18 protein-coding genes are annotated in these 23,715 nt (G+C 63.4%); 5 read left to right on the top strand and 13 right to left on the bottom strand.

The features are described 5' to 3' along the window. Positions 1 to 20: 20 nt before the first annotated feature. Positions 21 to 800: a CPBP family intramembrane metalloprotease gene (locus H7A19_06550; protein MCP5474486.1), complete on the top strand. Its 780-nt coding sequence runs from the start codon at positions 21 to 23 to the stop codon at positions 798 to 800. 93 nt (positions 801 to 893) lie between these two features. Here H7A19_06550 and H7A19_06545 read toward each other — a convergent pair whose 3' ends face one another. The 3 genes from H7A19_06545 to H7A19_06535 form a co-directional block, all read right to left on the bottom strand. Beyond that, the gene (locus tag H7A19_06545; protein MCP5474485.1) at positions 894 to 1,256 is read right to left on the bottom strand and encodes a hypothetical protein; all 363 of its coding nucleotides are present in this window, start codon (positions 1,254 to 1,256) and stop codon (positions 894 to 896) included. Then, entirely contained in the window at positions 1,253 to 3,793 is a 2,541-nt protein-coding gene (locus H7A19_06540; protein ID MCP5474484.1) for a serine/threonine protein kinase, read from the bottom strand. Before H7A19_06540 ends, H7A19_06545 begins: the two co-directional genes overlap by 4 nt. A 335-nt stretch (positions 3,794 to 4,128) precedes the next feature. Beyond that, on the bottom strand, positions 4,129 to 6,189 hold the full coding sequence (locus tag H7A19_06535) for a S9 family peptidase (protein MCP5474483.1): 2,061 nt from the start codon (positions 6,187 to 6,189) through the stop codon (positions 4,129 to 4,131). Positions 6,190 to 6,529: 340 nt separating this feature from the next. On the opposite strand from H7A19_06535, the gene H7A19_06530 reads away from it, so the two are divergent. Then, positions 6,530 to 6,895 (top strand): YciI family protein, encoded by a 366-nt coding sequence (locus H7A19_06530; protein MCP5474482.1) that lies wholly within the window; start codon positions 6,530 to 6,532, stop codon positions 6,893 to 6,895. Between the two features lie 3 nt (positions 6,896 to 6,898). Then, entirely contained in the window at positions 6,899 to 8,167 is a 1,269-nt protein-coding gene (locus H7A19_06525) for an RNA polymerase subunit sigma-70 (GenBank protein MCP5474481.1), read from the top strand. Here the strand turns inward: H7A19_06525 and H7A19_06520 are convergent. From H7A19_06520 to H7A19_06505, 4 genes are all read right to left on the bottom strand, one after another. Continuing rightward, positions 8,129 to 8,881, bottom strand: a complete 753-nt coding sequence (locus tag H7A19_06520) for a DUF4197 domain-containing protein (GenBank protein MCP5474480.1) — start codon at positions 8,879 to 8,881, stop codon at positions 8,129 to 8,131. The two genes, H7A19_06525 and H7A19_06520, sit on opposite strands and share 39 nt — an antisense overlap. A 144-nt stretch (positions 8,882 to 9,025) precedes the next feature. Continuing rightward, on the bottom strand, positions 9,026 to 9,499 hold the full coding sequence (locus H7A19_06515; protein ID MCP5474479.1) for an SRPBCC family protein: 474 nt from the start codon (positions 9,497 to 9,499) through the stop codon (positions 9,026 to 9,028). Positions 9,500 to 9,517: 18 nt separating this feature from the next. After that, the gene (locus H7A19_06510; protein ID MCP5474478.1) at positions 9,518 to 9,871 is read right to left on the bottom strand and encodes a DUF1428 domain-containing protein; all 354 of its coding nucleotides are present in this window, start codon (positions 9,869 to 9,871) and stop codon (positions 9,518 to 9,520) included. 38 nt (positions 9,872 to 9,909) lie between these two features. Next, entirely contained in the window at positions 9,910 to 12,969 is a 3,060-nt protein-coding gene (locus tag H7A19_06505; protein ID MCP5474477.1) for a diguanylate cyclase, read from the bottom strand. 192 nt (positions 12,970 to 13,161) lie between these two features. On the opposite strand from H7A19_06505, the gene H7A19_06500 reads away from it, so the two are divergent. Both H7A19_06500 and H7A19_06495 read left to right on the top strand, forming a co-directional pair. Continuing rightward, on the top strand, positions 13,162 to 13,944 hold the full coding sequence (locus tag H7A19_06500; protein MCP5474476.1) for a sulfite exporter TauE/SafE family protein: 783 nt from the start codon (positions 13,162 to 13,164) through the stop codon (positions 13,942 to 13,944). Next, the gene (locus tag H7A19_06495) at positions 13,941 to 14,369 is read left to right on the top strand and encodes a protein tyrosine phosphatase family protein (protein MCP5474475.1); all 429 of its coding nucleotides are present in this window, start codon (positions 13,941 to 13,943) and stop codon (positions 14,367 to 14,369) included. Before H7A19_06500 ends, H7A19_06495 begins: the two co-directional genes overlap by 4 nt. Before the next feature lie 81 nt (positions 14,370 to 14,450). On the opposite strand, the gene lysM is transcribed toward H7A19_06495, so the two are convergent. The 6 genes from lysM to H7A19_06465 form a co-directional block, all read right to left on the bottom strand. Next, a complete protein-coding gene (gene lysM, locus H7A19_06490) occupies positions 14,451 to 15,047 on the bottom strand; it encodes a peptidoglycan-binding protein LysM (GenBank protein MCP5474474.1) in 597 nt (198 codons plus the stop codon). 82 nt (positions 15,048 to 15,129) lie between these two features. Further along, a complete protein-coding gene (locus tag H7A19_06485) occupies positions 15,130 to 16,332 on the bottom strand; it encodes a hypothetical protein (protein MCP5474473.1) in 1,203 nt (400 codons plus the stop codon). An 82-nt stretch (positions 16,333 to 16,414) separates the two neighbouring features. Then, positions 16,415 to 17,992: a GNAT family N-acetyltransferase gene (locus H7A19_06480; GenBank protein MCP5474472.1), complete on the bottom strand. Its 1,578-nt coding sequence runs from the start codon at positions 17,990 to 17,992 to the stop codon at positions 16,415 to 16,417. Between the two features lie 75 nt (positions 17,993 to 18,067). Next, a complete protein-coding gene (locus H7A19_06475; GenBank protein MCP5474471.1) occupies positions 18,068 to 19,624 on the bottom strand; it encodes a hypothetical protein in 1,557 nt (518 codons plus the stop codon). A 97-nt stretch (positions 19,625 to 19,721) separates the two neighbouring features. After that, the gene (locus H7A19_06470) at positions 19,722 to 20,621 is read right to left on the bottom strand and encodes an aldo/keto reductase (protein MCP5474470.1); all 900 of its coding nucleotides are present in this window, start codon (positions 20,619 to 20,621) and stop codon (positions 19,722 to 19,724) included. An 84-nt stretch (positions 20,622 to 20,705) separates the two neighbouring features. Beyond that, a complete protein-coding gene (locus H7A19_06465) occupies positions 20,706 to 23,573 on the bottom strand; it encodes a diguanylate cyclase (GenBank protein ID MCP5474469.1) in 2,868 nt (955 codons plus the stop codon). Positions 23,574 to 23,715 lie beyond the last annotated feature (142 nt).

The following is a 23,715-nucleotide window of genomic DNA, read 5'->3' as shown; positions in this document are numbered from 1 at the left end:
GATCTGCCCAGGAATCCAACATGAAAGCTGACCCGACTGTATCCGTGTTCGAACATCGGTCGCTGGCGATCGCGCTTGCGGTCACTGCGTCGCTGATCTACTCCACCATCAGCGGATCACTATGGCACTCGCCGCTGAATGTCGAATGGGTCACGCAGGTACCCTACCTGCGTTCGGCACTGATTTCGCTCAGCGATATTCTGGTCATGGTCGTGCTGGTCAGTGTGGCAGCGCGCTGCAAGCCGTTGACGGTGCTGAAGCTGGCGGGTCTGCATGCACCGATGCGCATGCCCCTGATCTGGGCGCTGGGCCTGTTTGTTCCGGCCTTGCTGATCAGCCTCTACGCCGCACCGATGGCCAGCGACCTCGGCGCCAGGGATTTCGTCTGGCCGACCATTCTCGGCCCGATCAGCGAAGAGATCCTCTACCGTGGCCTCGCTGTCGGCGTGCTGATTCGCTGTTGCGGCTGGCCCTTGATCGTCGCCTGCCTGTGGCCGGCCGTGTTCTTCGGCGCGGCTCACACCTGGCAGGGCGCGGATCTGGAAAGCCTGATCGGCGTGGTCGCCATCACCGGTCTGGGCGGACTCCTGTTTGGCTGGCTCTACGCACGCTGGAGCTACAACCTGTGGCCGCCGATCCTGTTGCACATCGGGCTGAACAGCCTATGGACCCTGTTCGACCTGGGCGAGAACGCCATCGGCGGATGGTTCGGCAACGTGTTGCGGATGACGATCGTGATTGCAGCGGTGTGGTTGAGTCTCAGGATGGCGCCAACGCAGAGCCCGCGCGGCGAGGGATGACCCGCCTTTGGAGGGCGCCGCGCTGCGGCGCCGTTGTTGCTGACCAACAAGCCCAGGACCTTGGCTCGCGGCACCAACGCCAAAGGCAAGCATTCAGCGCGGTTCCTCGTTCTCGACATCAGGGTCGTAGTAGTACGACACATTCTTGTACCAGTAGTAGAACCCGAACTTGAAGTCTTCAGTGGCGTCCGAGTCCATATCTTGAAACACGATCGTGGTCGCGTTGTGCGACAGCAAGGTGATGTCTGCGCTTCCAGTCGTCTTGACTACCACATCGCCGAGGCTGAAACCGGCGGCTGCCGAGTCCGGTGCCAGGGTGTACGTGATGATGGCTGGATTTGGTGTGCCGCTGTCTTGGCGCATGTCGACTACATTGGGTGCAGACACCGAGAACGGCGAATCTGCGCCTGAAATAGTAATCGTTGCCGAAAGTTGTGCGAAGTTCGTATCGCTCATTGACTGGACTCCATTGGGTTGGGAGGGAATGAGGCGCGCAGCTCCCGGATTCGCGCGCCGACTTTGCTGCGATTAGTTTCATCTGAACGAGTGTATTCCTGCAATGATTGTAGCAACAAGAGATCGTAGAGACTCAATTGTGGGACTGTACGATTCCCGATCAGATTCCTTTCCATTGCCGAAAACTGCGAAGCCGAAATGGTGCCCGGAGTGCGACGGGCAATGGCCAATCCAAGTTCGATGCCGAGCTTGGGCAGGATCGAGTCCTGGGATGCAGAAGTCTTCGCGTCCAATATTCTTGGCCAGATCGTGTTCTGGCAATTCAATATCACCTCTGGATCCAGGTCGATAGTGATTTCCGCCAGGCACGCCAGGATTTCCAAGGTAAGCTGCTCGTCTGCATTTATTTCCTCGTGCCGCAAGCTCGCCATCGCGTTTTTTGCGGTCGTCATTGCGGATTTATTTGCTGCTGCCGACGTCTCCGCAATTCGCACTGATTCGAAGGCAATGCGAGCCAGCAGCGCTTGTCGGCGCGGCTGAGTCGGATCGCTCGCCACATCCGCTTTCGCGAGGGCCAGCGCATTTTCCAATTCCAGCCGCGCGCGCTCAGTATCGCCGCGATAGACACTGTACATGCCAAGCAAATAGCGAAGGGTGGTCTCTCGCTGCCGCAGTTGGCCATCGTCCTTGATTCTTCTGAGTTCACCGATCAAAACCAGCGCTTCTTCCAGCGCAACCCATGCCGATGCCGGCTCTCCCAGATAGTTGTGTATCCGGGCAATCCAGGACAGCGAATTTGCGAGGTCGAGGTTTGCACGATCAGCGGGGCCTGTCGCCAGTGCTCGCCTGATCGTGGCCGCCTGCTCAAAGTATCCGAGCGCTTCCCGAAACTGATTCCTTGCCTCAGCCAGAGTCCCCAAATTGTTGTACGCCGAAGCGAGTTCGGTTTCGGCGCGTTTGTCGTTTGGCGTGATCGTTTTCATCCGCCGAGCAGCGGCCAAGTATTCGAGCCAATAGTGCTCGGTCTGATCCAGTTGCGTAAGTCGATATGCGCTGAGCCCTCGCCAAAACGCAACTTGCGCCACCTCGAAATATACATCGGAAGCCAAATCTCCCGCCTTCTCTTGCCACGGCCCAAGCATCGCTTCGGCCTGCCGGAGTGGTTCTGCGGCCTGGTTGAATTGCTGGCGGGTGACTCGGACTTCGCCGAGGGTGCGTAGGGCGCGGGCGCGGGACAGGGCGCTGGCCGCGGTGTTGGCGCCGGTCTGACTCGTGAGGTATTCGAGGGCTTGTTGTCCTACGCTGTCGAGCAGATCCAGGCGTCCGATCGGCCTGAGCTTGTCGGCAAAATCCCCGAGCATGAACTGCACCAGTTGTTCGGCGTCGTCGCGGCGTTTTTCCGCCAGGGCCTGGGCGTCGCGGGCCTGATTCTGGCCGTGCAGGGCCATGAGTACGCCGATGAGCAGGGCGATGACAATGGCGGCGCTGGCGGCGGTGGCGAGGCGATAGCGGTTGACGAAGCAGCGGGCGGCATACCAGCGACCGCCGCCCATCGCGCGTACTGGGCGCTTTTGCAGCCATTGGTCGAGGTCGTCAGCCATGGCGGCGGCAGAGTCGTATCGGTCGTCACGGTCAGGAGCGAGGGCCTTGATGGCGATGGCGCGCAGGGCTTCGGGGATGGACTTGAGCTTGCTGGCTTGAGCTTCGTTCCCATCATGGCTGGCTGAGGCCGCTCCACCGCGACTGCGCTCCAGTCCCTCACGCAGCGTCGTGCTTTCGAAATGGTCGTGGGCGGTGTCGATGCCGGCTTTCAGGTGCAGGCATTCTGCGAAGACAGCGCCGAGGGCGTAGACATCGCTGCGGGCATCAATGCCGTCGGCGCCGGGATTCTTCTGTTCGGGTGACATGTAGGCCGGCGTGCCGGCGGCCTTGCCGGCACGGATCGGTGCCGCCGTGCCGGGCAGGGCGCCGATGGCAACGCCAAAATCGATGATCTTGGGCAGCGGCTGACCATCGGCCATCTGCACCAGGATGTTCAACGGTTTCAGGTCACGGTGGATCAGGGCCCGCTGATGGGCGTGGTGGGCGCCCAGACAGATCTGCCGCATCAGTGTGGCAATGGCGGCAAAGGACAGCTCATGCTGTTCGAGAAATTCGTCGAGCGGCACGCCGGGCACGTATTCCATGGCGAAGAACAGCGCGCCATCGGGCAGGCGGCCGGCATCGTAGATCTGGGCGATGGAGCGATGCGAGAGCTGCGCCAGTGCCTGGCGTTCAACCTCGAAGTAGATCTCGGTGAGCGGGTTGTTCTGCCCGCGCGGCAGCAACTTGATCGCTACCTCGCGCTTTAGCGGCTGCAGCTGATCGGCCAGCCAGACCACGCCCATGCCGCCCTTGCCCAGTTGCCGCTTCAGCACATAGGGGCCCAGACGCTGCCCCGCAGCCCAGTCCGCCGAATTGGCGGGCAGCTGCCCCCAGTCTTCCGCGAGTGTGGCGGGGCGGGTGTGGTGATGGGTGTCAGCGTCGCTGGCAGGCATGGCAGTGTGCAGGGCGCAAGTGACCCGGACTATAGCGGGTGGCCTGACCACGGCAACCGAAGCGGTGGGAGCGGATTCATCCGCGACGGGCCTGAAGCCGCAATCTCCAAACACACTGCAAGGTATTGGTTCTTACGGCAGAGAAGAAGGCGAAGGGGGCAAGGGGCAGGGGACCCACCCCGCCGCAAGATCTGACGTTGCAGCGGGGTTGGGCCCCTGCCCCCTGCCCCTCGCCCCCTGTTTGTCGCGCGAACAGGCGCACCGCCAGGGGCTGCCGGGATTCCGACAAGAGCGATCGCGGCTGAAGCCGCGCCCACAGGCGTGGCGGCTGTGGGCTACTCCTTGTTGGTCTCGGCTGCGTTGGGTTCCTGGCGCCGATGTTGCTCGAACCAGCCCGCGGTGATCAGTACCTGGGCCAGCATCTGGCTGGGACGGCGGTTGATCGAGTGCGAAGCGCCGGGGACGCGCACCAGCGCGGTATCCACTTTCAGCAACTTGAGCGCCTGGTAGTACTGCTCGGCTTCGGAAATGGGTGTGCGGTAGTCGGATTCGCCGCTGATCAGCATGGTGGGGGTGGTCACGTTCTTCACGTAGCTGATGGGTGAGCGTTTCATGTAGTGCTCCTGGTGATCCCACGGGTGACCGGGGAACCAGTACCGGCTGAACACCGCATAGGCATCGGAGGTGAGCACAAAGCTGTACCAGTTGATCACCGGCTTGGCGACCACTGCAGCCTGGAAGCGCTGCGTATGGCCGACGATCCACGCGGTGAGCACGCCGCCGCCGCTGCCGCCGGTGACAAAGAGATTGCCTTCATCGACGAAGCCACGTGAGATGACGGCGTCGACGCCGCTGATCAGATCGTCGTAATCCTGTCCCGGATAGTTGTGGTGGATCAGATTGGCGAACTCGTCACCATAGCTGGTGCTGCCGCGTGGATTGCAATACAGCACCACATAGCCCTTGGCCGCGTACAGCTGGATCTCCGGCGCAAAGCGCGGCCCGTAGTTGGAGAAGGGGCCACCGTGTATTTCGAGCAGCAGCGGGTATTTCTTGCCGGGGTCGAAGTCCGGCGGATACACCAGCCAACCCTGCACCTGACGTTGGTCGAAGGAGGATGTCCAGCGGATCTCCTCCACCTTGCCGAGCGTGCGCGCATCCAGCAGATTGTCGTTGAGCGCGGTCAGCACGCGCGATGGCTTGCCGCGAGTGGTGACGGCGATGTCGGCCGGTCTATAGGCGGTGCCGCGCGTGTAAGCCACACGGCCGGCGCGCACATCCATGCTGCCGCCGGCGTAGGGCCTGCCCATGGAGGTTCCGCCGAGATCGCTGGCCACCGTCTGGACCTTGCCGCCCGAGGCCGAGATCCAGCCGATCTTGCTGTCGCCGTGATCGTCGAACTGCAGGTAAAGGCCGCGATTGCCGTCCCATTCGGCACTGTCGATGCTGCGGTCGAAGTCGGCGGTCAGCACCCGTGTGCTGCCGTTGCGCAGATCCAGCAGGGAAAGTTGGCGGTTGTGATAGCCCATCAGGCGATCATCGAAGCCGATGTAGGCCAGCCAGCGACCGTCAGGAGAGATGGTCGGCTGCGCGTCCGGGCCATCGCGCTCGGTCAACCGTGTCAGCTTGCCGTCGTCGAGCTCGACTCGGTAGATATCGCTCTCGATCGGATCGTATTCGGCATCGGCGACCGGATTGGCCGATAGATACAGTGACCGCCCATCCGCGCTCCACGCCAGTGGCCCACGGAAATTGTGATTGCCCCGGGTCACTTGCCGTGGCGCTCCGCCATCGGCCGAGATCACGAAGACATGGACAAATCCGGGTTCGACATAACCGCTGCCGTCGGCGCGGTAGAACAACTCATCGATGACCTTCACCGGTGGCGCCCATTCGGCATCCTTGGGTGGTTTCGGCATGCCCTTGGCCGGCGCCGCTGCCTCGCTGGGCAGACGTTGGTTGAAGGCAAGCAGACGTCCATCGGGTGACCAGCTCAGTGAGCTCGGGGCGTATTCCAGCTGCGTCAGGCGCGCACTCTCTCCGCTGTCCATCCAACGCAGGAAGATCTGCGCTCTGCCATCGTCCACGCCCACATAGGCCAGGCGCTTGCCGTCCGGTGACCAGGTGGCCTGGGTGTCATTGCTGTTGCCCGAGGTCAGCGGGCGCTGCTCGCCGGTCTTGGCATCCAGCCACCACAGATTGCTGCGCCGGCTATCGGTCTTGTTGTCGAAGAAGCTGCGCTGATAGACGATCTGGCGCCCATCCGGCGACAAGGCCGGCGCCTCGGCCCATTGCAGCGCGAACACGTCGGCGGGCGCAAAGGCGGGTGCCGTGGCCTGGGCGGCCGCAGGCATGAGGGCGGCGAGGTAGAACAGCTGTGAGCGAAGCGGCAGCATGCGGGGCTCCAGAGCACGGTTTGTGGTCGCTCCATACTAGTCAGTACAGCGGCCGTTGCCTTGTGCATTCAATATTCTCGGTGATGGAAGGATCGATGGAGGACGGAATGTGGACGCGTTCAGTGACCCGCGGTGCCGGTCTGGTCATCCAGGGATCCCTCGCTGTGCTTGAATCAGCGCTCGGTAACAATGGGGAGTGCGGGTGCCTGGCGAACGGCGGAGCGTCTGCCGTAAATAAATTTTCTGACCAAGGTCGATTGTGGGCCCGCTCGCGCATCTACAGGTCAGGAGCTGCAATCCGCAGGCTCCGGATTCGTTCATCGTTGAACAGGAGAAACGCATGCAATTCATGTTGATCTTTCAGGAACCCGCCGAGACCTTTGCCCAGCGCCATCATCCGGAACATTCCCAGGCCTATTGGGGGGCCTGGAATGCGTACATCGGGGCGATGTCGCAGGCCGGGATTGTGGTCAGCGGCAACGGACTCCAGCCGCCGCATACCGGCACCCAGGTGCAGATCCGCGACGGGAAACGCATCATTCACGACGGTCCCTACGCCGATACCAAGGAGATGCTGGGCGGCTACTTCATCATCGATGTGCCCAGTCTGGACGAAGCCCTGGAATGGGCTGCACGCAGTCCCAATGCCACCACGGGCACCACCGAAGTGCGCCCGGTGCTGGTCATGGGCCCGCCGGCAAACTGAGTGATGGACCAGGTCGCCGCCGCAAGGCGTTCTGCCGAAATTGCGGCGCGCGACTCCTTTGGTCGGCTGGCCTCCTGGCTGGCCTGGCAGTGGCGGGACATCGCCGCTGCCGAAGATGCGCTCGCAGACGCCCTGGTCAAGGCGCTGGAGCTCTGGCCCGAACAGGGAATACCCGATTCGCCGGACGCCTGGTTGCTGCAAGTGGCCAAGCGCCAGCTGTTGCAGGTGGCTCGTCATGAGCGGGTTTGCCGGGACCCGACCATCACCATCCTGTTCGATAGCGAGGAAGCGGTGGTTCCACCGGAGATCCCGGACCTGCGGCTGAGGCTGATGTTGGTGTGTGCACATCCGGCGATAGACGAAGGTATCCGCACGCCGCTGATGTTGCAGACAGTCTTGGGACTTCAGGCTCAGGAAATTGCGCCAGCCATGTTGTTGGCACCAGCCACGCTGGCGCAACGGCTGGTGCGAGCCAAGGACAAGATCAAGCGCGCGGGTATCCGCTTCGAGGAACCGGAAGCCAGTGAGCTGAGCAGCCGATTGCAAAGTGTGCTGGAAGCGATCTACGGCGCCTTTGGCCTCAGCGTCGATGCGGATCTCGGTGGTGACGGGCGGCTGCGGGATCTGAATCAGGAAGCGCTGTTTCTGGGCCAGCTGGTGTGCCGATTGCTTCCGGAGTCCGCCGAAGCAGCCGGGTTGCTGGCCCTGATGATGTTCAGGCAGTCCCGGCAGCCAGCGGAATTCAATATCGCCGGAGACTTTGTGCCCCTGTCGGCGCAGGACTGCGCCCTGTGGGACAGGCAGACCATCATCCGCGCCGATCAGCTGCTCTGGGACGCGGCTCGACTGCGCCAACCCGGGCCATTTCAGCTGGAGGCTGCGATCCAGTCGGCCCACTGCCATCGATTGTTTTTCGGCCACACGCCGTGGCGCGCCATCGCCGCCCTCTACGGCGAGCTGAACAGCCACTTTGGAACCATTGGCTCCCGCGTTGCGGCCGCGGTCGCCACCAAGGAGGCCGGCGACGTGGGTGCGGCGCTGGGCATGCTGGATGCCATGGACGCCAGCGCGGTGCGGGAGTTTCAGCCCTACTGGGTGGCGCGTGCAGATTTGCTGAGATCGGCAGGCAGGCCGGTCGAAGCTCGCCAGGCTCTGGATCAGGCCATCGAGCTCACGCGGCGACCGCTGGTGCGGGCATACCTGCGGTCGCTGCGAGAGTCATCGGGCATGGAGCTACTTGCCCTTGCCGAATACCCGCCCGAGCAGCGCTGAGCCGGTGGCCATCGGGTTCTTGCGTATCGATTTTTCCTGTTCGGCGATGTAGTAGAAGAGCCCGTCCATGGCCTTGTCGGTGACATAGCCATCGAGGTCCATGGAATCGCTGCCACCCATCAATCCACCGAGACCGCCGCCTTTCTTGCTGAGTTTCTTGTAGCTCTTGGTGACCCCGGTTTCGCCGGTGGCCTTGCTGACGATGGGCAGAAAGCTGTCGCGCAGCTTGTCCTCGGTGACCCGGCGGAAGTACTGGGTGCCGGCATCAGGCTCGCCACGGACGATGCTGAGCGCGTCCTTGACCGTCATCTGCCGGATGGCGTCGGCAAAGATGTCGGCGGCGGCCGGTACCGCCTTTTCGGCGGCGCGGTTCATCGAGGTCTCGAATTCGTCCACATATTTGCCCGCGCCGAGCTTGCTGGCGGTATCGGCCAAAGTGCGCATGGATTTGGGCACAGCAATGCGCACCACCTGATCCTTCAGAAATCCGTCAGTGGTACCGAGTCGCTTGATTGATGCACTGACGCCCTGCGCCAGCGATTCCTTGATGCCGGCGCTGGCATCGGTTTCGCTGATGCTGGCGCCGGTACCGGCGCTGGAACTGCTTTCGGTCCTGGAGCCGCCGGTGAGCTGGTTCAGCAGATCCTTGGGCTTGTCCTCGGCCCAGAGCGGCGCGCTGACAATCAGCAGGATGGCGATGATCAAATGGCGCATGTCAGGGTCCTCGATGCGGGTAGGCACTCGATTGTAGGCTGTGAGGACCGGCGGCGGTGTCATGCTGCTGCCGGATGGGTGCGCGGACCTCCGTCCGCATTCACCAAGGTCCCTTCTGCCAAGGCTTGCCTCACATGGCCAGACTCAGATCGTACGGGCGAGATCTTCCAGTTGTTGCGCCGCTGCGGCCCAGCCTTGGTGGAAGCCCATCTGCTCGTGCGTCTGTCGGTCTTCCGCCGACCAGTGGCGGGCAACGGCGCGGTACTGGGTGCGGCCCTCTGCGGCATCCTCAAGCGTGATTTCCGCGACCATGAAGGCCTTGCCGGAAGGCAGCCAGGCGTCATCGAAGGCATCGGTCATCACCAGCTTTCGGCCGGGAATCACCTCCAGGTAGACGCCGGGATTGGGCGCCTGTTCGCCGTTGGGGCCTTCCATCAGCACGTAGCTGCGCCCGCCCGGTCGCACATCAAGTTCTGCCTGGGTGACGCGCCACGGCCTGGGGCAATACCACTGCATCAGCAACGCCGGTTCGGTCCAGCAGCGCCAGACCTTGTCCCGCGGCGCATTGATGATTCGGCTGAGCGTGAGTTCGTGCGTCGTGGGTGTGGCGCTGCTCATCGGCTTCGCTCCTCTGGCTCAGGCCTGAACGATGATCTGGAAACCCCCAAAAATCATGCGCTTGCCGTCAAAGGGCATGCCGTTCTCGTCGAAGCTCATTCTTGCATCCTCCATCGCGGCCTTCATGCCGGTGTCTCTCGCGGCTTTGGAAGGCCAGATGATCCACGAGAAGACCACGGTCTCGTCCTCCCGGCATTGCACGGCCATCGGGAATGACGTCAGTTTCCCCGGAGGGACATCATCGCCCCAGCATTCGACAACCTGCAGGGCGCCGTGGTCCTTGAAAATCTGCGCTGCGCGTTGGGCCAGATCCAGATAGGCGCTGCGGTTCGCGTTGGGGACGGCCAGCACATAACCATCGACATAATTCACTTCAGACTCCCGATTCCAGTCAACCGTGACGGTCGCGTTCAGTCTAGCGCCGATGGTCCGCGAGGGCTTTTCGTGTCTGCTGTTCGGACGCAATTGCGGCCGTCGGCCTTGGCCTGGTAGAGCGCGTCATCGGTAGCCTCCAACAGGGCGGCGGTGTCCATGTCTCGGGTGGGTGTAGTGCTCAGTGTGCCGACGCTGATGGTCAGCGTCTGACGGTCATTGCCTATGGTTCGCGGCGGCAGCGCCTGAACCAGCAGCCGCATGCGTTCGGCGATCTGTTCGACCAGTGTCGCGTCGGCGTCGAGCAGCAGGCAGGCGAATTCCTCACCCCCAAAGCGCGCGACCAGATCCTGCTCGCGCACGGCACTGCGCATGGCCTGGGCCACAGCTCCCAGAGCCACGTCACCGGCGAGGTGGCCAAACCGATCGTTGTATTGCTTGAAGTGATCTACATCCACCAGGATCAGTCCGATCGGCTTGCCTTGTTCAATGGCCCAGGCAATGGCGGCGTCCATGGCTTCGGTCAAGCGGCGGCGATTGGCGACGCCGGTGAGCGCGTCCTGGTAGGACAGACGCGTCAGTTCCTCGTTGGCGGCGTTCAACTCGGCAGTCTGGTTGGCGACCAGGCGCTTGAGCTGGCGTTGGCGAGCCCGCAGCCCACGGTTGTAGATCAATACCGCCACGCCCACCGTCAGCAGGCCCAGCAGTGGTGCCAGCGCCGAGGCCCAGGCGCTTCGCCACCAGGGTGCGAGCACTCGCAGTTTCAACAGCAATGGCCTGGCCATTGTGCCGTTGTAGTCCCTGGCTTCGATCTTTAGTTCATAGTCCCCGGGACTCAGGCGACTGAAGCTGCGATCGGCTTCGCGGCTCCACTCGCCGGGTGCGTTTTCTTCGCCCCGCAATTGGGTACGGTATCGGTTCTCGGATTCGCGCATGCCCGACAGCAGCGCGAACTCGACCCGCAATTCGCGGTTGCCCGCAGGCACGGAAATCCATTCCGGATAGGGTCCAGGCAGGAGCTGGCCGTCGATCCGGATCTCGGTCAATCGCAGCGGCTTGGGGGCGCTGTAAGCAGCGGAGGTTTCGGCGCGCGGATCGAACAGGCCGAGGCCGCCGAGCGTGCCCACCCAGTAGCGGTCGTTGGCGTCGACCAGCTGCGAGTTGGTATTGCATTCGTCGTGAATCAGACCATCCCGGCGTCGGTACACCTGTTCGCTGTAGCTGCCGTCCGGCCCAGGCGTCAGCAATTGCACGCCGTTGTTGGTACAGACATAAATGCGCCCCTGGCTGTCGGGAAGAATGCTGTAGACCACGGCGTCCGGCGCCGGCGGCACCCTGGTGTCGCTGACGGCCAGTGGTGCCAGCGGGTCGCTGACGTCCAGTCGAACCACGCCCCGAAGCTGCGTACCCAGCCACAGGATGTCCCGGCCAGACTCCGGTATCAGGGTGATGCCGCGCAGGCCGTCGCTCAGCCCCAGGCTGTCTGGCAGCAGCGACCATGATTCGCCGTCAAAACGCGCGAGCCCATGGGCACTGGCCGCCCATAGCCAGGCACGACCCTGCGCGTCGACCTGCTCGGCGAAACCGAACACGCGCCAGGTGGGTGAGCCCGCCGGATCGGGGAAGTGCCGCCATTGCCCCCCTGAAAGGCGATAGACCCCGCCCTTCATCAAACCGAACCACAGTTCGCGACCAGGCTCAGCGGTGCGCGCATGCATGCCTAGCACCCCCTCATCGCTGTCCTTGCTCCAGGGCACGACCATCGCCTTGAACTGGAACTCATCGTCGATCCGCAGCAGTTCGCCGCCCATGAGACTCAGCAGTCGCCAGTCCCGACCATCGGGCCCGGGCAGGCGCCGTATCTGACGGATGTTCTTGAGGCGCAGACCGGTCTGCGTTCGATCAAAGATCCGCCATTGGCCGTTCTGCAACAAGGCCAGCCCTTCCGCGGCCGAGCCAGTCCACAGACGCTCGCCGCCAGATCCGTCAGCTTCCACCAGAACGCCGAAAATGCCGTTCTCGCGGGCCCCATGCAGCGACACCGATTGCCACTGGCTCTGGCTCAGAACGGCGCGAGCAACGCCGTTCTCGGTGGCCAGCCAGAGCACATCGAGTTCGTTGATCTTCTGCAGGCGGACGCGGCGGACGGCGTTGGACGGCAAGCCGTGACGGCGATCAAACACGGTGACTTGATCGTCACGGATGCGCAACAGGCCAGCGCGGGAGGCCACCCAGACTGTGGTCACACCGTTGTTGTCGGTGCTGGCCTCGAGGTCATAGACGGCGTCGGTAGGCAGCTCGCCGGTCGCTGCGCTCCAGACTCGTATGCCGTCATCGCGAATACGGAATACGCCGATGCCATAGGCCGTTCCCCACAGGGATTCGCCATTGCGATCACGGGTGCTCAGCAGGTCGTTGGTGTTGGTGTAGCGGAGCTCGGGTGCCGTGAACTTCAGCCATGGTTCGGGAGTCGAGCCGGCGACCACACGGCGGTAGAGCAATCCGGTATCGGCCTCGTTCCGACCCAGCCATTGCCGCTGTTCACCGAACAGGGTCCGGGTCTGTTCCATGGCGCTGACATTGCCCTCGGGCAAGAACAGATTGCCGCCATCCTCGAGCCATCGACCGTTGACCAGCCGCAACAGCTTCTGGTCGCGTGTGAGCCAGCGATCAGTACCACCATCGGCTCGCAGCGTCTGCGAGAAGCCATAGTAGTACCGGCGCTCCGCGCCCAGTTCCCAGTGCTCGTTGTGGTAGCGGGCCAGGCCGCCGCGTTCAAAGATGGCCCATAGGTCGCCGGACTCGTCCGTCAGCAGACCGCGCGTGAGCCCGATGGGCGCTGGCATGGGCCAATCGAGCCAGCGGCGGCCATCGAAGCGGGCGATGCTCGAGGCCGAGCCCGCCCAGACAAATCCCTGCCCGTCAAAGCCGATGGAATTCCAGATCTCGTCGGACAAGCCGTCATCGGTGGTGTACACCGAAAAGGTCGGTGCCGCGATATCGGCGACGTTCAGTGGCGCAATCGCCGTGGCCCGGCTCTGAACTGGTGCCGAGACCATCCAGCAGTAGTACGTCAGCAGGGAAAGCGCGCCGATCATTGACGGTCGGAATGGATGGTGGCCTTGCCAACGAGTATGCAGTCCCGGTTTCGGGAATCGACTCAGCGCAGTGTCGTTTTTTGCACCGCTTGCATTTTACATTAGATATAACTAAAGTAATAAATCCTGTGATAGCCCAGATCAGCTAGGCACCATGAACAGCTCTTGTCCGATGCGGTGCCGGAATCTGCCATGTGGATCGTGATCGCCGGTGCTCTGGCCATCGGGCTGTCGCTGGGCCTGCTCGGGTCGGGGGGGTCGATCCTGACGGTGCCGATCCTGACCTATGCCGTCGGTCAGCCCGACAAGCTGGCCATCGCCGGTTCGCTGGCCATCGTCGGCAGCATCGCGCTGATCGGTTCCATTCCCTATGCGCTGCGGCGAGACGTGGTCTGGCGCAGCGTGCTCTGGTTCGGATTGCCGGGCATGGCCGCCACCGTGGCAGGTTCGCAGCTTGCCGCATACCTTCCCGGAGCGCTGCAGCTGACGATCTTCGCCTGCGTGATGCTGGTCGCTGCTGCCCGGATGCTGCGTGGCGGCGCCGCACCGACGGCGGCGGACACCTTGACGCCGCTGCCGCAACGTCGCCGCTACATCGTGCGCGACGGGATGGCCGTGGGCCTGCTGACCGGCATCGTCGGCATCGGTGGCGGCTTTCTGATTGTGCCGGCGCTGGTATTGCTCGGCGGACTGGCCATGCGCCAGGCCATCGGCACCAGTCTGGTGGTGATCACGCTCAACGCCTACAGCGGGTTCATCAAGCACGCGCTGCAGTTGGCGGCGCTGAACCTGAAACTCGACTGGATGGTGATTGCCCAGTTCGTGGTGATCGGCGGCAGCGGCGCCGTGGTCGGCAATCTGCTTGGGTCGCGCCTGCCGCAACAAAGGCTCAAGCAGGGCTTTGCCCTGATGCTGGTGCTGATGGGAGCGTTCATGCTGTGGCGCGAGGCGCCAAGACTCTGGGGGGCATCGTGAAACCGGCCAATTTTCTGCAAGTGGAGCCCGGGCTTTATTCCAGTGGACAGCCTACCGAGCTGGAGTTCGCTGAACTGGCCCGATCGGGTGTGCGCACGCTGATCAATCTACGACCACCGAGCGAGTTCAATGACTTCGACGAGCGTACCGTCGCGACCCGCCTGGGCATGGACTATCTGCAGATGGCGGTCGCCGGTAGCGCTGATCTGACGCCAGCCCTTGTGCGCGAGTTCGATGCTGCACTGAGTCGCGCGCGGGCTCGTGGTGAGGTGCTGATCTACTGTCGATCAGGCAACAGGGTGGGCGCAGCGATGGCGCTGGCGGCGTCCTGGATTCACGGCACCGGCAAGGCCGAGGCCCTGGCCTTGGGAAAACGGGCGGGACTGACCGCGATGGAAGCTTCGATCAGTCAGATGCTGGGGTAATCACCAGAGACAGTGACCAGTTCGCTCCCCATGCGCAAGGACGGCGGAATCGCCACAAGCGATTCCGCCGTCCATTGCTGATCAGTCTACCGGCTTGCCATCCTCTCCCAGTGCCGGAATGCGCAGCACCTGGCCCGGGTAGATCTTGTCCGGATGCGAGAGCATCGGCTTGTTGGCTTCAAAGATGATCGGATACTTGCCGGCGTTGCCGTAGACCTCCTTGGCAATCTTCGACAGGGTGTCGCCCTTCTGCACGGTGTGCGTACGCGAACTCCATTCGTGCTCGGCGGCCTGCTCACGGGTCGGCAACTGCTCGGCTTCGAGCGGGGCCTCGACCGTCACCGTCGCAGGTGCTGCGTCACCTGCCGCGGGCACCAGACCATCCGCGGCCTTGGTCAGGGCGGCTGGCGGCGCACCCACGACCAGCCGGTCTTCAACCTTGTCCACGCCTTCGACATTGCCGACGGCGATGATGACCTTCTCTTTCGTTGGCTTGTCGTTGACCCAGCCGGACACCACCATGACCTCGTCTTCCAGCCAGTAGTGGATGTGCTTGTCCGGCAGCCCGATTTTCGCGACGTGATCGCGGATCAGCGACTGCAGATTGGGGACTTCCGAAGGCTTCTTGCCGCCAAACAGCTTGGATCCGGCAGACGTCAGAAAGCTGAAAACGCCCATGGCTTTGCTCCTTTGATCGTTGGGTACGGGCTGATCCTACTCCGATCGGCTTGCAGATCGGAGGCATCGCGATCCGACGGTGTCAGCGGGGTCTCGCGGTGACCAGCAGGCCCACAGTGCCATTGTCGCCCACCATGATCAGTTCGCGGCCGAGATCGTCTTCCTTCAGCCAGGCGCGTCCCTGGTAGGCGGCCAGCGCCGGTCTGGAGCGATCGGTGGCGCTGAACTCCAGCAGTCCGTACTGACCTTCCGGAGCCAGGACGGTCCCTTCGAACTGGCAATTTTCAGGGTCGGCGCCATTTCCTGGCCCCATGCAAAGATTGCCGTTGGCGTCGATCACGACGGTCGCAGGAAATTCAAAGAACTGCCCACGCAAGGTGAAGTCGTACGCACCCTGCAGCAGCGCCAGATCAACCGGAGCCACCCGTCGCGAGCCGCTCAGGCCCTGTGGTCGCCAGGTCTGCACCCCGACATTGTGGGCAGCAGCGTCGAACTGTCCGCGCAAGCCCGTGCCGGTATCGGCGCGCCAGCTTCCCGAGCCGTCCACGACATCCAGACTGATTGGTCCCCAGAAGGCGTGCGCTGAATACAGGACACTGCGGGCGCTGATGACACTACCTTCAACCGCAACCGGCTCAATTCGTATCACCCGCGGCGAATAGGCCCCCACCCAGGTAGGCCCCGGAACAGGCAAGGGTTGCGTGGCCTCTCGCAGCCTGCGTTCGAAACCCCACAGTCGGCCCTCGCGGTCGACGATTCCCTCAAGCTCCGTGGCCGGCCGGGTGTCGCTGGCCTGCATTTGGCCCTCGAAGGACTCAACCGGCAAGAAGTTCTCGGGCGGCAGATCGCAGCTCTGTCCTGCAGCCTGCGTGAGTCTGACGACCGTCATCTGCCCTGCCGGAAATCCGGTCTGGGTGCTGGTCCAGCGCAACTGCGCCTCGTTGCAGCTGGCAAACTCGATGGCAGCCTGTCCCCAGACCGGCAGCTGCAGCTGCGCCGGATCAAAGCTGCCGAAGCGCATGCCCTTGGGGGCATAGACCGGACCGCTGAGCAGACGTCCATCCAGCCGTCCGTCGATGTACAGGGTCATCGGTTGCCCGTCGGCGTCGAAAACATGCCAGATGGCGACGGCACGATCTGCCGCAAGCACCTCCAGACTCAGGCCATGGCCGGACTGGGCCGGGTTGTACCAGGTTCCGCTCATGCTGCCGGGCAGGCCGGCGATCGCGGAGTTGGTGAATGCCAATGCAGCCAGTATGGCCAGATCCCGCAGCGTCTGTTTCATCGATTCTCCGATCGTCATTGCACGCGACCCATGTCGCGCACAATGAGACGGAAGGTAAAGCCGGAAGTTCCCCAGCTGCCGCCTATTCGGGCGTGGCCTGATGCTTGCGCCAGTTCAGCTGGTACAGATCATGGCGTCGGTCCTTGAGGTTCTGCACCGAACCCGAGGCCCGTGCCTGCAGCAGGGCGTCGATACGCAGATCGGCGAAGGCCACCGCCTCCACATTCGGCGTGGTGTCGGCAGCGACGCCTTCGGGCGCGAAATGGAAATCGCAGGGGGTCAGGATGCAGCTCTGGGCGTACTGGATATCGAAATTGTTGACGCCGGGCAGATTGCCGACATTGCCCGACAGCACCACGTAAACCTGATTCTCGACCGCCCGGGCGGCGCAGGAATAGCGCACCCGCAGATAGCCCTGGCGCACATCGGTGCAAAAGGGCACGAACAGCAGCAGGGCACCCTGATCGGTCAGATGCCGGCCGAGTTCCGGGAATTCGCTGTCGTAGCAGATCATGATCCCGATCGGTCCGCAGTCGGTCATGATGGTCTGCGCGCCTTCGCCGCCGCTGATCTTCCACCAGCGCCGCTCATTCGGCGTCGGATGCAGCTTTTCGCGGACGTGCAGGGAACCATCGCGCAGCGCCACATAGCAGTTGTTGTGGATATCGCCGTCGGGCATGTGGGTGGGATGGGTGCCGCCGATGATGTTGATGTTGTAGCGCACCGCCAGGCGCGTCAGCATTTCGCCATAGACCTGGGTGTAGCTGGTCAGCGAGCGTATCGAATCTGCCGGCGACAGCGGCGCGTTTTCGACGCTCAGCAGTTGCAGCGTGATCAGCTCCGGGAAGACCACAAAATCGGCGTTGTAGTCGGCGGCCACATCGACGAAGTACTCCACCTGTGCAGCGAACTGGTCGAAGCTGGCAATGCGCCGCTGCTGGTACTGTACCGTCGCTACACGAACCACGTCGGGCAGCCTGCCGCCATCCTGCACCCTGGCGATGGTCGGGTGTTCAGCGCGACCGGGATTGCGCCAGACCATGTGCGCAGCCCAGCCCAGCGACTCGCGATCGGAGGGCAGGTAGTTCTTCAGCAAGCCGATCAGACTGTAACCGTTGCGCAGCTGGAAGCTCAGAGTGCCATCGCGCACGCGATCCTGGACCACAGCCTCGACATACGCTTCGGCGCTGCCGTACTTCTTGATGCGACGTGACAAGCCCGGAAGGCGCCCGCCAAAGACGATGCCCTTGAGACCGAGATTGGTACAGAGTCTCTTGCGGGCGTCGTACAGGCGTCGACCCAGGCGTAGTCCGCGGTGGGCCGGGTCGACGCAGACCTCCATGCCGTACAGCCAGTCACCTTCAGCGTCGTGTCGCGAGGCGAAGCCACCGCCGGTAATGGAGCGCCAGGTATGCGGGCTGAGGGCGATCTCCTCACTGACACGAAAGGTCGCGCAATAACCGACGATCTTGCCTTCGAGTTCGGCGACGAACTGGCCCTGCGGAAAATGCGAGAGCTGGCCATGGACCATTTCGCTGGTGTAGCAGAATTCCTCGCTGTAGACCCGGGCCGACAGCGCCACGATGCCGAGCACATCGGCAGCGCGTGCAGGGCGAATCTGGAGCGTCGGTTGAGCAGCAGCGGCAGTCGTTTTTTGCATGGATAGTCCTTGTATCGGCGGAGCTCAATGCCCAGCCTGACGGAAGCGGGTGTCTGCAGCAGGTGAAGCTGATGCTCAGTCCTTGCGTTCGATCAGGGCTGCGAGCATGGGCTTCTCGGGTGTCTCGCTGGACACGAACACCAGCGAGTATTGATCCTGCGGCAGCGGCATCGGATAGATGCCGTTGAATCCATCGCGGGGCGATGCCAGGTTGATCAGAAAAATGAATCGGCAGGGGTTGTCCCCCCAGGAAAAGGGACTGACGGTGTCACTGACCGGAACCGGCGAAAACAGACGCACCCAGTAGGCGAAGGTGGTGCTGATACACTGCCCCGCCGGTACCTGTTCGGAAAGTCCAGATGCTGCCAGCGAACTGGCCAGATGCACCTGGGCGATGAAGGTGGGGTCTTCCGCACCCAGCACCGAGGCGTTGCGGCTGAAGGGACGCAGTTCGACCTCCGCGCTGCGGATGGAGGGCTGGGTCAGCTTGGAGAGCGTCATCAGCATCGACAGCATGATGACAAGGGCGCCGCTGCTGATCCACACGATTCCCGGAGTCTGCTTGGGATCCGTGGAATTCCCGGAAGTGACAGCGCGAATGACGGCCACCAGCAGCAAAGGCACCAGGGGACCGCTGAGCCTGTCCAGATAGCCGGGAAATGGCCAGATGGCCAGGATTGCCAGTGTGGCCAGCACAAACAGCGTATCCAGACTCGGACTGCGGCGCTCACGCCAGGCGAGACGGGCAAACAGCAGTAGCAGGGCTGCGCCCAGAATCAGGCGCAGTGGTTCCGGCAGTGCCCCGGGAGCGAGCGATCGGACCAGGCTGGTCCCCTGGGTCAGTGCAAATTCCAACCATTGGCCCCCGGCGCTGGCCAGTTGCGTCTGCAACTGCGCCAGATAGGAGCCGCCAGCGCCCTCCCCGGGCGGACCCTTGAGAACTGACCAGATGACAGTGGGCGCAGCGGCGACGACGCCAGCCAGTATGGCCCGCGGCCAGGAGCGGCGCGCCAGCCACCAGACCAGCGCTGGAATCAGCACCAGACCCATTGATCGCACCAGACAGGCGACACCGAGCAGCAAGGCAGCCCAGAGCCAGGCACGGGGAAGGCGCTCGCTGCCCGCGATCAGGCAAACAGCCAGCAGCAGCCCGGTATAGAGCGGTTCCGAGAACAACTCGAAGGACCACGGCGTGATCATCGGGTGCGCCAGCGTGTACAGGGTCACGAGCAGCACTGTCAGACCTGATCCCGTGCGACTCCAGACGTAGGTGCAGAGCAGCCCGGCCATCGCCAGAACGGCAATGATCTGCGCCACATTGGCGCGCCACAGCCCTTCGGCGCCCGCGCTGGCGCCGAAGGCCGAGAGGTAGATCGGATAGCCGGGCGGCAAGCGTCCGTGGAACAGCAAGTGCGAGCCGAAGGCGGCCTCGGGGCTGGACACGCCATGACTGAGCGCATCAGCCATCCACAGGTAGCTGAGAGCATCGAAGGAACTGCCAACCATGGTCCACGGGTAGCCGATGGTCAGAAAGGCCAGCAGCCAGGCCGCCAGCAGTGCCAGCGACAGAGCCTTGATAGCCGTGCACAGACGGGCCAGAGTGGCGGGTGTCAGCACATCACTACGGCTCATGTGGCCCTTGCCTCAGGAGGGAGGTCAATCTCAGCGCACGCAAGGCAAGCCGGCGACGCCGACGTCCATGCAGCGGTGCCTGATTCGAGGAAGAAGATTACAGCAAGGCCTGCAGCCGCTGCCGCTGTTCGGCTGTCGGCAAGGGGGACGATGCCGCGCCCAGACTGTCGGCCAGATGTTCGGCATCGCGGGTGCCCGTGAGCACGCAGGTCACCGCAGGCTCGGCCAGTATCCATTTCAGGAAGACCTGCGCCCAGCTCTGGCAGCCGAGTTCCTCGCGGGCCCAGCGCGGCACACCGCGGTTGTTGACGGCATCGAAGAGCTGGCCCTCGGCAAAGGGGCGATTGATCAGTACCGCGATGCCGAGCTCGGCCGCCAGCGGCAGGACTTCGGCGCCGGCTTCCGGCTCCTGCAGGGAGTAGTTGACCTGGATGAAGTCGGGTCGCTCGTTGCGCATCCAGCGCATCAGGTCGCCGTGAGCACTGGCGCGATAGTGCGTGATACCGATGTAGCGCACCCGCCCGGCCTCTTTTTCCGCCCGTAGCGTCTTCAGATGCACGCCCGCGTCGAGCAGGTTGTGAACTTGCACCAAGTCCAGTTTGGGACGACGCAAGTGCTTGAATGACTGGGCCAACTGCTTCTTGCCCTCGGCCGCGCCGGTGGTCCAGATCTTGGTGGCGACGAACAACTTGTCGCCCAGATCCTCACCCAGGCGTCCCACCGTTTCCTCGGCGCGTCCGTACATCGGCGAGGTATCGACCACGCGTCCGCCGAGTTTGACCAGTGCTTCCAGTGCCGCCTGAGCCTCGCGTGTGCTCTGGCCGCGACGCGGCACATCAAAAGCGCGCCACGTTCCGAGACCAACCGCAGGCAGCGCCTCGCCGGTGCCGGGAATCGCGCGGGTCAAGGGTTGTGGGGTGGCTGCCAGCAGCGGAAGTGCGGGCAAGGCACCTGCTGCGAGCATGAACTGCAGCAACTGACGTCGATGATCGTTCATGGCCTCATGATAACGGCTGGGGCCTGATCCGTCATGTTGACGGCGGATTCGCAGTCTTGCCTCGGGTTGCTCGCAGGGCAATTGCTATGGCTGGAGGTCCTCGCCCGCCACACAGTCGCGTCCTGATTTCTTGGCGGCGTAGAGAGCGGCGTCGGCGCGGCGGTACAACGTATCGGGTGTTTCGGAGGCCTTCGAGCAGGCATGCCCGATACTGATCGTTACCAGAGCGCCCAAGGGCGAATCGGGATGCGTCATTCCGCGGCTGCGCAGCAGATCGCGGACTCGATTCGCCAGAGCGTTCGCGGCGTGACTGTCTGCGGCCGGGATCAACAGCGCAAATTCCTCTCCCCCCACTCGCGCCGCCAAATCGAGTTCGTGCCGCACCGCGTGGTTCAGAATGGCGGCCACTTCGCGCAGGCACTGATCGCCGGCCTGGTGTCCCAGCGCATCGTTGTAGCGCTTGAAGTGATCGACATCCATCAGCAGCAAGGCAGGTTTCTGCCCGGTGTCCAGCAATCTCGCCAGACTGGCGTCGAAGACCCGGCGATTGGCGAGGCCGGTCAGAGCATCGGTAGACGCCAATCGCTCCAGGGCCAGGGTCTTGTCGGCCACTTCCTCCAGCAGGCGCCTGCGCTGGCCGCGCAGTGCGCGTATATGCGCCAGCGGCAAGGCGGACAGGGCCAGCAGTGCCGTCAACAGCGCCGCCAGCTGCACGCTGCGGCGTTCGATCAGCCGCGGCTGAATGGAGAACTCGTGCTGCGCAAGAGCCGTGGGCGTGCCGGTGCCGGGCAGATAGGCTTCCACCTCGAACTGGTAGGAGCCCGGGCCCAAAGCTGGAAACAAGGCATGGCGGCTTTCGCCGACGTCCACCCAGTTATCGATCAAGGGGCGCAGCCGGTATCGGAAGCGGGCGTCGCCCCCGGCCGATGCGGGAAGTGCGGTGTAGCGGATGCCAACTCTTCGTGCGCCCGGACGCAGGCTTCTTGCCAGCCGCGTCGACAGCAGATCGTCATCGCTCTCGACGCCGGTAATCAGCGCTCTCAAAGGTGCCTGCTGGATGCGGAGTTGTCGCGGATCAACGGCGCTGACGCCGTTGGTGGTGGCGAACCAGAGCTTGCCTTCACGATCCTTGATCGCTGGCGATTGCCCGCCGCCGTTGAACTCGGTACTGGTGAGGCCGTCGCCGAGTTCGAAGCGACGGGCGGCTGGCTCGGGCGCCAATCCGGCCGCGAACCGTTGAAGTTCGGCAACGTCGAATCGGAACAAGCCGACATTTCCCGGCACCCACAAGCCTCCCACATCGTCCGCCAGCATGGCATGCAGGCCGCGTCCATAGGCGCGCTGGAACGCGGTCAACGGGTGCAGTTTGCCATTGGTGTCAAGCCACCCAAAGCTGGATCCGGCAATCCAGCGCCGCCCATCTGGATCCAGCCACATGCTTCGCTGGAGCGTCATCTGCTGCTCCGCGAGCTGCTGGAAGCCGGCCTCATCTCGTCGCCAGACGCCGTTGCGCTGGGTCAGCAGTACCAGTGCATCGTGATCGGGATATAGCGCCACGATACGGTCGCTGGCAGGCCAGGGCAGATTGCCCACGTCGATGGCCCTGTCGCCTTCAATCCGGTAAAGGCGATCACCGCCAGCCCAGGTCTGACCGATATCATCCCTGTTCAGTGACCAGATCTGGCGATCACGGGTCGACTCGTACAGTCCGAAAGCCTCGCCATTCCAGGAAAAGAGCCCGCCTTCGGTTGCCACCAGCATGCTGCCGTCGGCCTGGTCGAGCAACGACCGCACGACAGCTCGATAGCCGGGTCCCACCGCTCCGATGACCTGGCTGCGGCCGTTCTGCCGATAGGAAATCCCGGCATTGGTGCCGGCCCACAGACGGCCCAGACGATCCTCATGGAGGGACCAGACGAAAGCGCTGGCCAGGCCCTGATCGGCGCGCCAAGCGCTGAAGGCGCTGGGCCGCAGTCGCACCAGACCTGTTCCCGGTCCTGCTGCCCACAATGCCTCGGTGTCGTCCAGATGGAGCCAGTAATAGGTATCGCCTTGCAGGCCGTTACCCGCATTGGCCACGGCGTCCACTTCGCCCTGGCGCAGATGTGCCAGACCACCGCCCGAGGTGGCAACCCAGATTCCGCCGCGGCCATCGTCAACCACCTGCCGGGCAACATTGTTGGGAAAGCCGTTGCCAACGTTGTAAAAGCGCCATTGGCCAGATTGCAGTCTGGCGAGGCCGTTGCCCCGGGTGCCGACCCACAGCGCGCCTTTGGGGTCCTGATGCAGGGACCAGATGTAGGTATCAAGTCGGCCCTCGTCCACGCGCACGTTGCGACCACTCTGTCGCCAATAAAGGCCGCGATCGGTGCCGATCCACAGGCGTCCTGTGGGATCCTCCATGAGGGCGGAGACGGGCAACTGTTCGAAATCACTGGTCGGCGAGCGGACCATGCGACCTCCCAGCGGGTCCTCAATGGCATATAGCCCTGAAGAAGTGCCGACATGCAGCGTGCCGCTGCGCCCCACGGCCAAGGCACGCACATCCGGCGGTCCGTCGTTCGTGGGCAGGGTGATTGCCAGCAACTCGCCATTGCCATCCACCCTCACCAGGCCGCGCTCGCGCGTACCGAACCATAGGGCGCCATCCTCAGTCTGCAGTGCCACGCTGGCACCCCGAAGAATCTCGATGTCCTCACCCTCAATGGGCAGCGGAGAGAATCCGAAACCGTCGAACAACGTCGGTTGCTCGTAAAAGCTGGTGACCAACAGGTGGCCGTCCTGCAAGGGCAACACCATGTTCAGCGAGTCACTGGGCAACCCGGCTCGGCTGGTCCAGGTATCCACTCGCCAGTCGGCCGCCGGGAAGGACAGGCTCGACCAGCCCAGCAGCATCAGCGCCAGCGCCGCGCACTGCCTTTGCCTGGTTGCTGGTCTGGTTCCCGGTGGCATCGGCTCCTCCGGCGGAAGGTGCCATGTCTGGATGGCGGACCCGAATAGCATCGCATGCGTGCTGTCGTGCCGGTACCAGCTGCAAAGTTTCGTAGCGAGGACGCAAGCGGATTCGATCGGATGAAGATGGCTACTATGCTCA

It is taken from the genome of Rhodanobacteraceae bacterium, assembly GCA_024234055.1.
Lineage (GTDB): Bacteria > Pseudomonadota > Gammaproteobacteria > Xanthomonadales > SZUA-5 > JADKFD01.
Note: the sequence above shows the minus strand (reverse complement) of the source record. Positions and strands in the feature narration are given on the sequence as shown.

What these genes read in the sequence shown, in the direction of transcription:
- H7A19_06485 (MCP5474473.1), bottom strand. Translation starts at nt 16,332, where the DNA reads ATGAAACAGACGCTGCGGGATCTGGCCATACTGGCTGCATTGGCATTC.
- H7A19_06515 (MCP5474479.1), bottom strand. Translation starts at nt 9,499, where the DNA reads ATGAGCAGCGCCACACCCACGACGCACGAACTCACGCTCAGCCGAATC.
- H7A19_06550 (MCP5474486.1), top strand. Translation starts at nt 21, where the DNA reads ATGAAAGCTGACCCGACTGTATCCGTGTTCGAACATCGGTCGCTGGCG.
- H7A19_06535 (MCP5474483.1), bottom strand. Translation starts at nt 6,189, where the DNA reads ATGCTGCCGCTTCGCTCACAGCTGTTCTACCTCGCCGCCCTCATGCCT.
- H7A19_06525 (MCP5474481.1), top strand. Translation starts at nt 6,899, where the DNA reads ATGGACCAGGTCGCCGCCGCAAGGCGTTCTGCCGAAATTGCGGCGCGC.
- H7A19_06470 (MCP5474470.1), bottom strand. Translation starts at nt 20,621, where the DNA reads ATGAACGATCATCGACGTCAGTTGCTGCAGTTCATGCTCGCAGCAGGT.
- H7A19_06505 (MCP5474477.1), bottom strand. Translation starts at nt 12,969, where the DNA reads ATGATCGGCGCGCTTTCCCTGCTGACGTACTACTGCTGGATGGTCTCG.
- H7A19_06500 (MCP5474476.1), top strand. Translation starts at nt 13,162, where the DNA reads ATGTGGATCGTGATCGCCGGTGCTCTGGCCATCGGGCTGTCGCTGGGC.
- H7A19_06465 (MCP5474469.1), bottom strand. Translation starts at nt 23,573, where the DNA reads ATGCCACCGGGAACCAGACCAGCAACCAGGCAAAGGCAGTGCGCGGCG.
- H7A19_06475 (MCP5474471.1), bottom strand. Translation starts at nt 19,624, where the DNA reads ATGAGCCGTAGTGATGTGCTGACACCCGCCACTCTGGCCCGTCTGTGC.
- H7A19_06540 (MCP5474484.1), bottom strand. Translation starts at nt 3,793, where the DNA reads ATGCCTGCCAGCGACGCTGACACCCATCACCACACCCGCCCCGCCACA.
- H7A19_06480 (MCP5474472.1), bottom strand. Translation starts at nt 17,992, where the DNA reads ATGCAAAAAACGACTGCCGCTGCTGCTCAACCGACGCTCCAGATTCGC.
- H7A19_06520 (MCP5474480.1), bottom strand. Translation starts at nt 8,881, where the DNA reads ATGCGCCATTTGATCATCGCCATCCTGCTGATTGTCAGCGCGCCGCTC.
- H7A19_06545 (MCP5474485.1), bottom strand. Translation starts at nt 1,256, where the DNA reads ATGAGCGATACGAACTTCGCACAACTTTCGGCAACGATTACTATTTCA.
- H7A19_06530 (MCP5474482.1), top strand. Translation starts at nt 6,530, where the DNA reads ATGCAATTCATGTTGATCTTTCAGGAACCCGCCGAGACCTTTGCCCAG.
- lysM (MCP5474474.1), bottom strand. Translation starts at nt 15,047, where the DNA reads ATGGGCGTTTTCAGCTTTCTGACGTCTGCCGGATCCAAGCTGTTTGGC.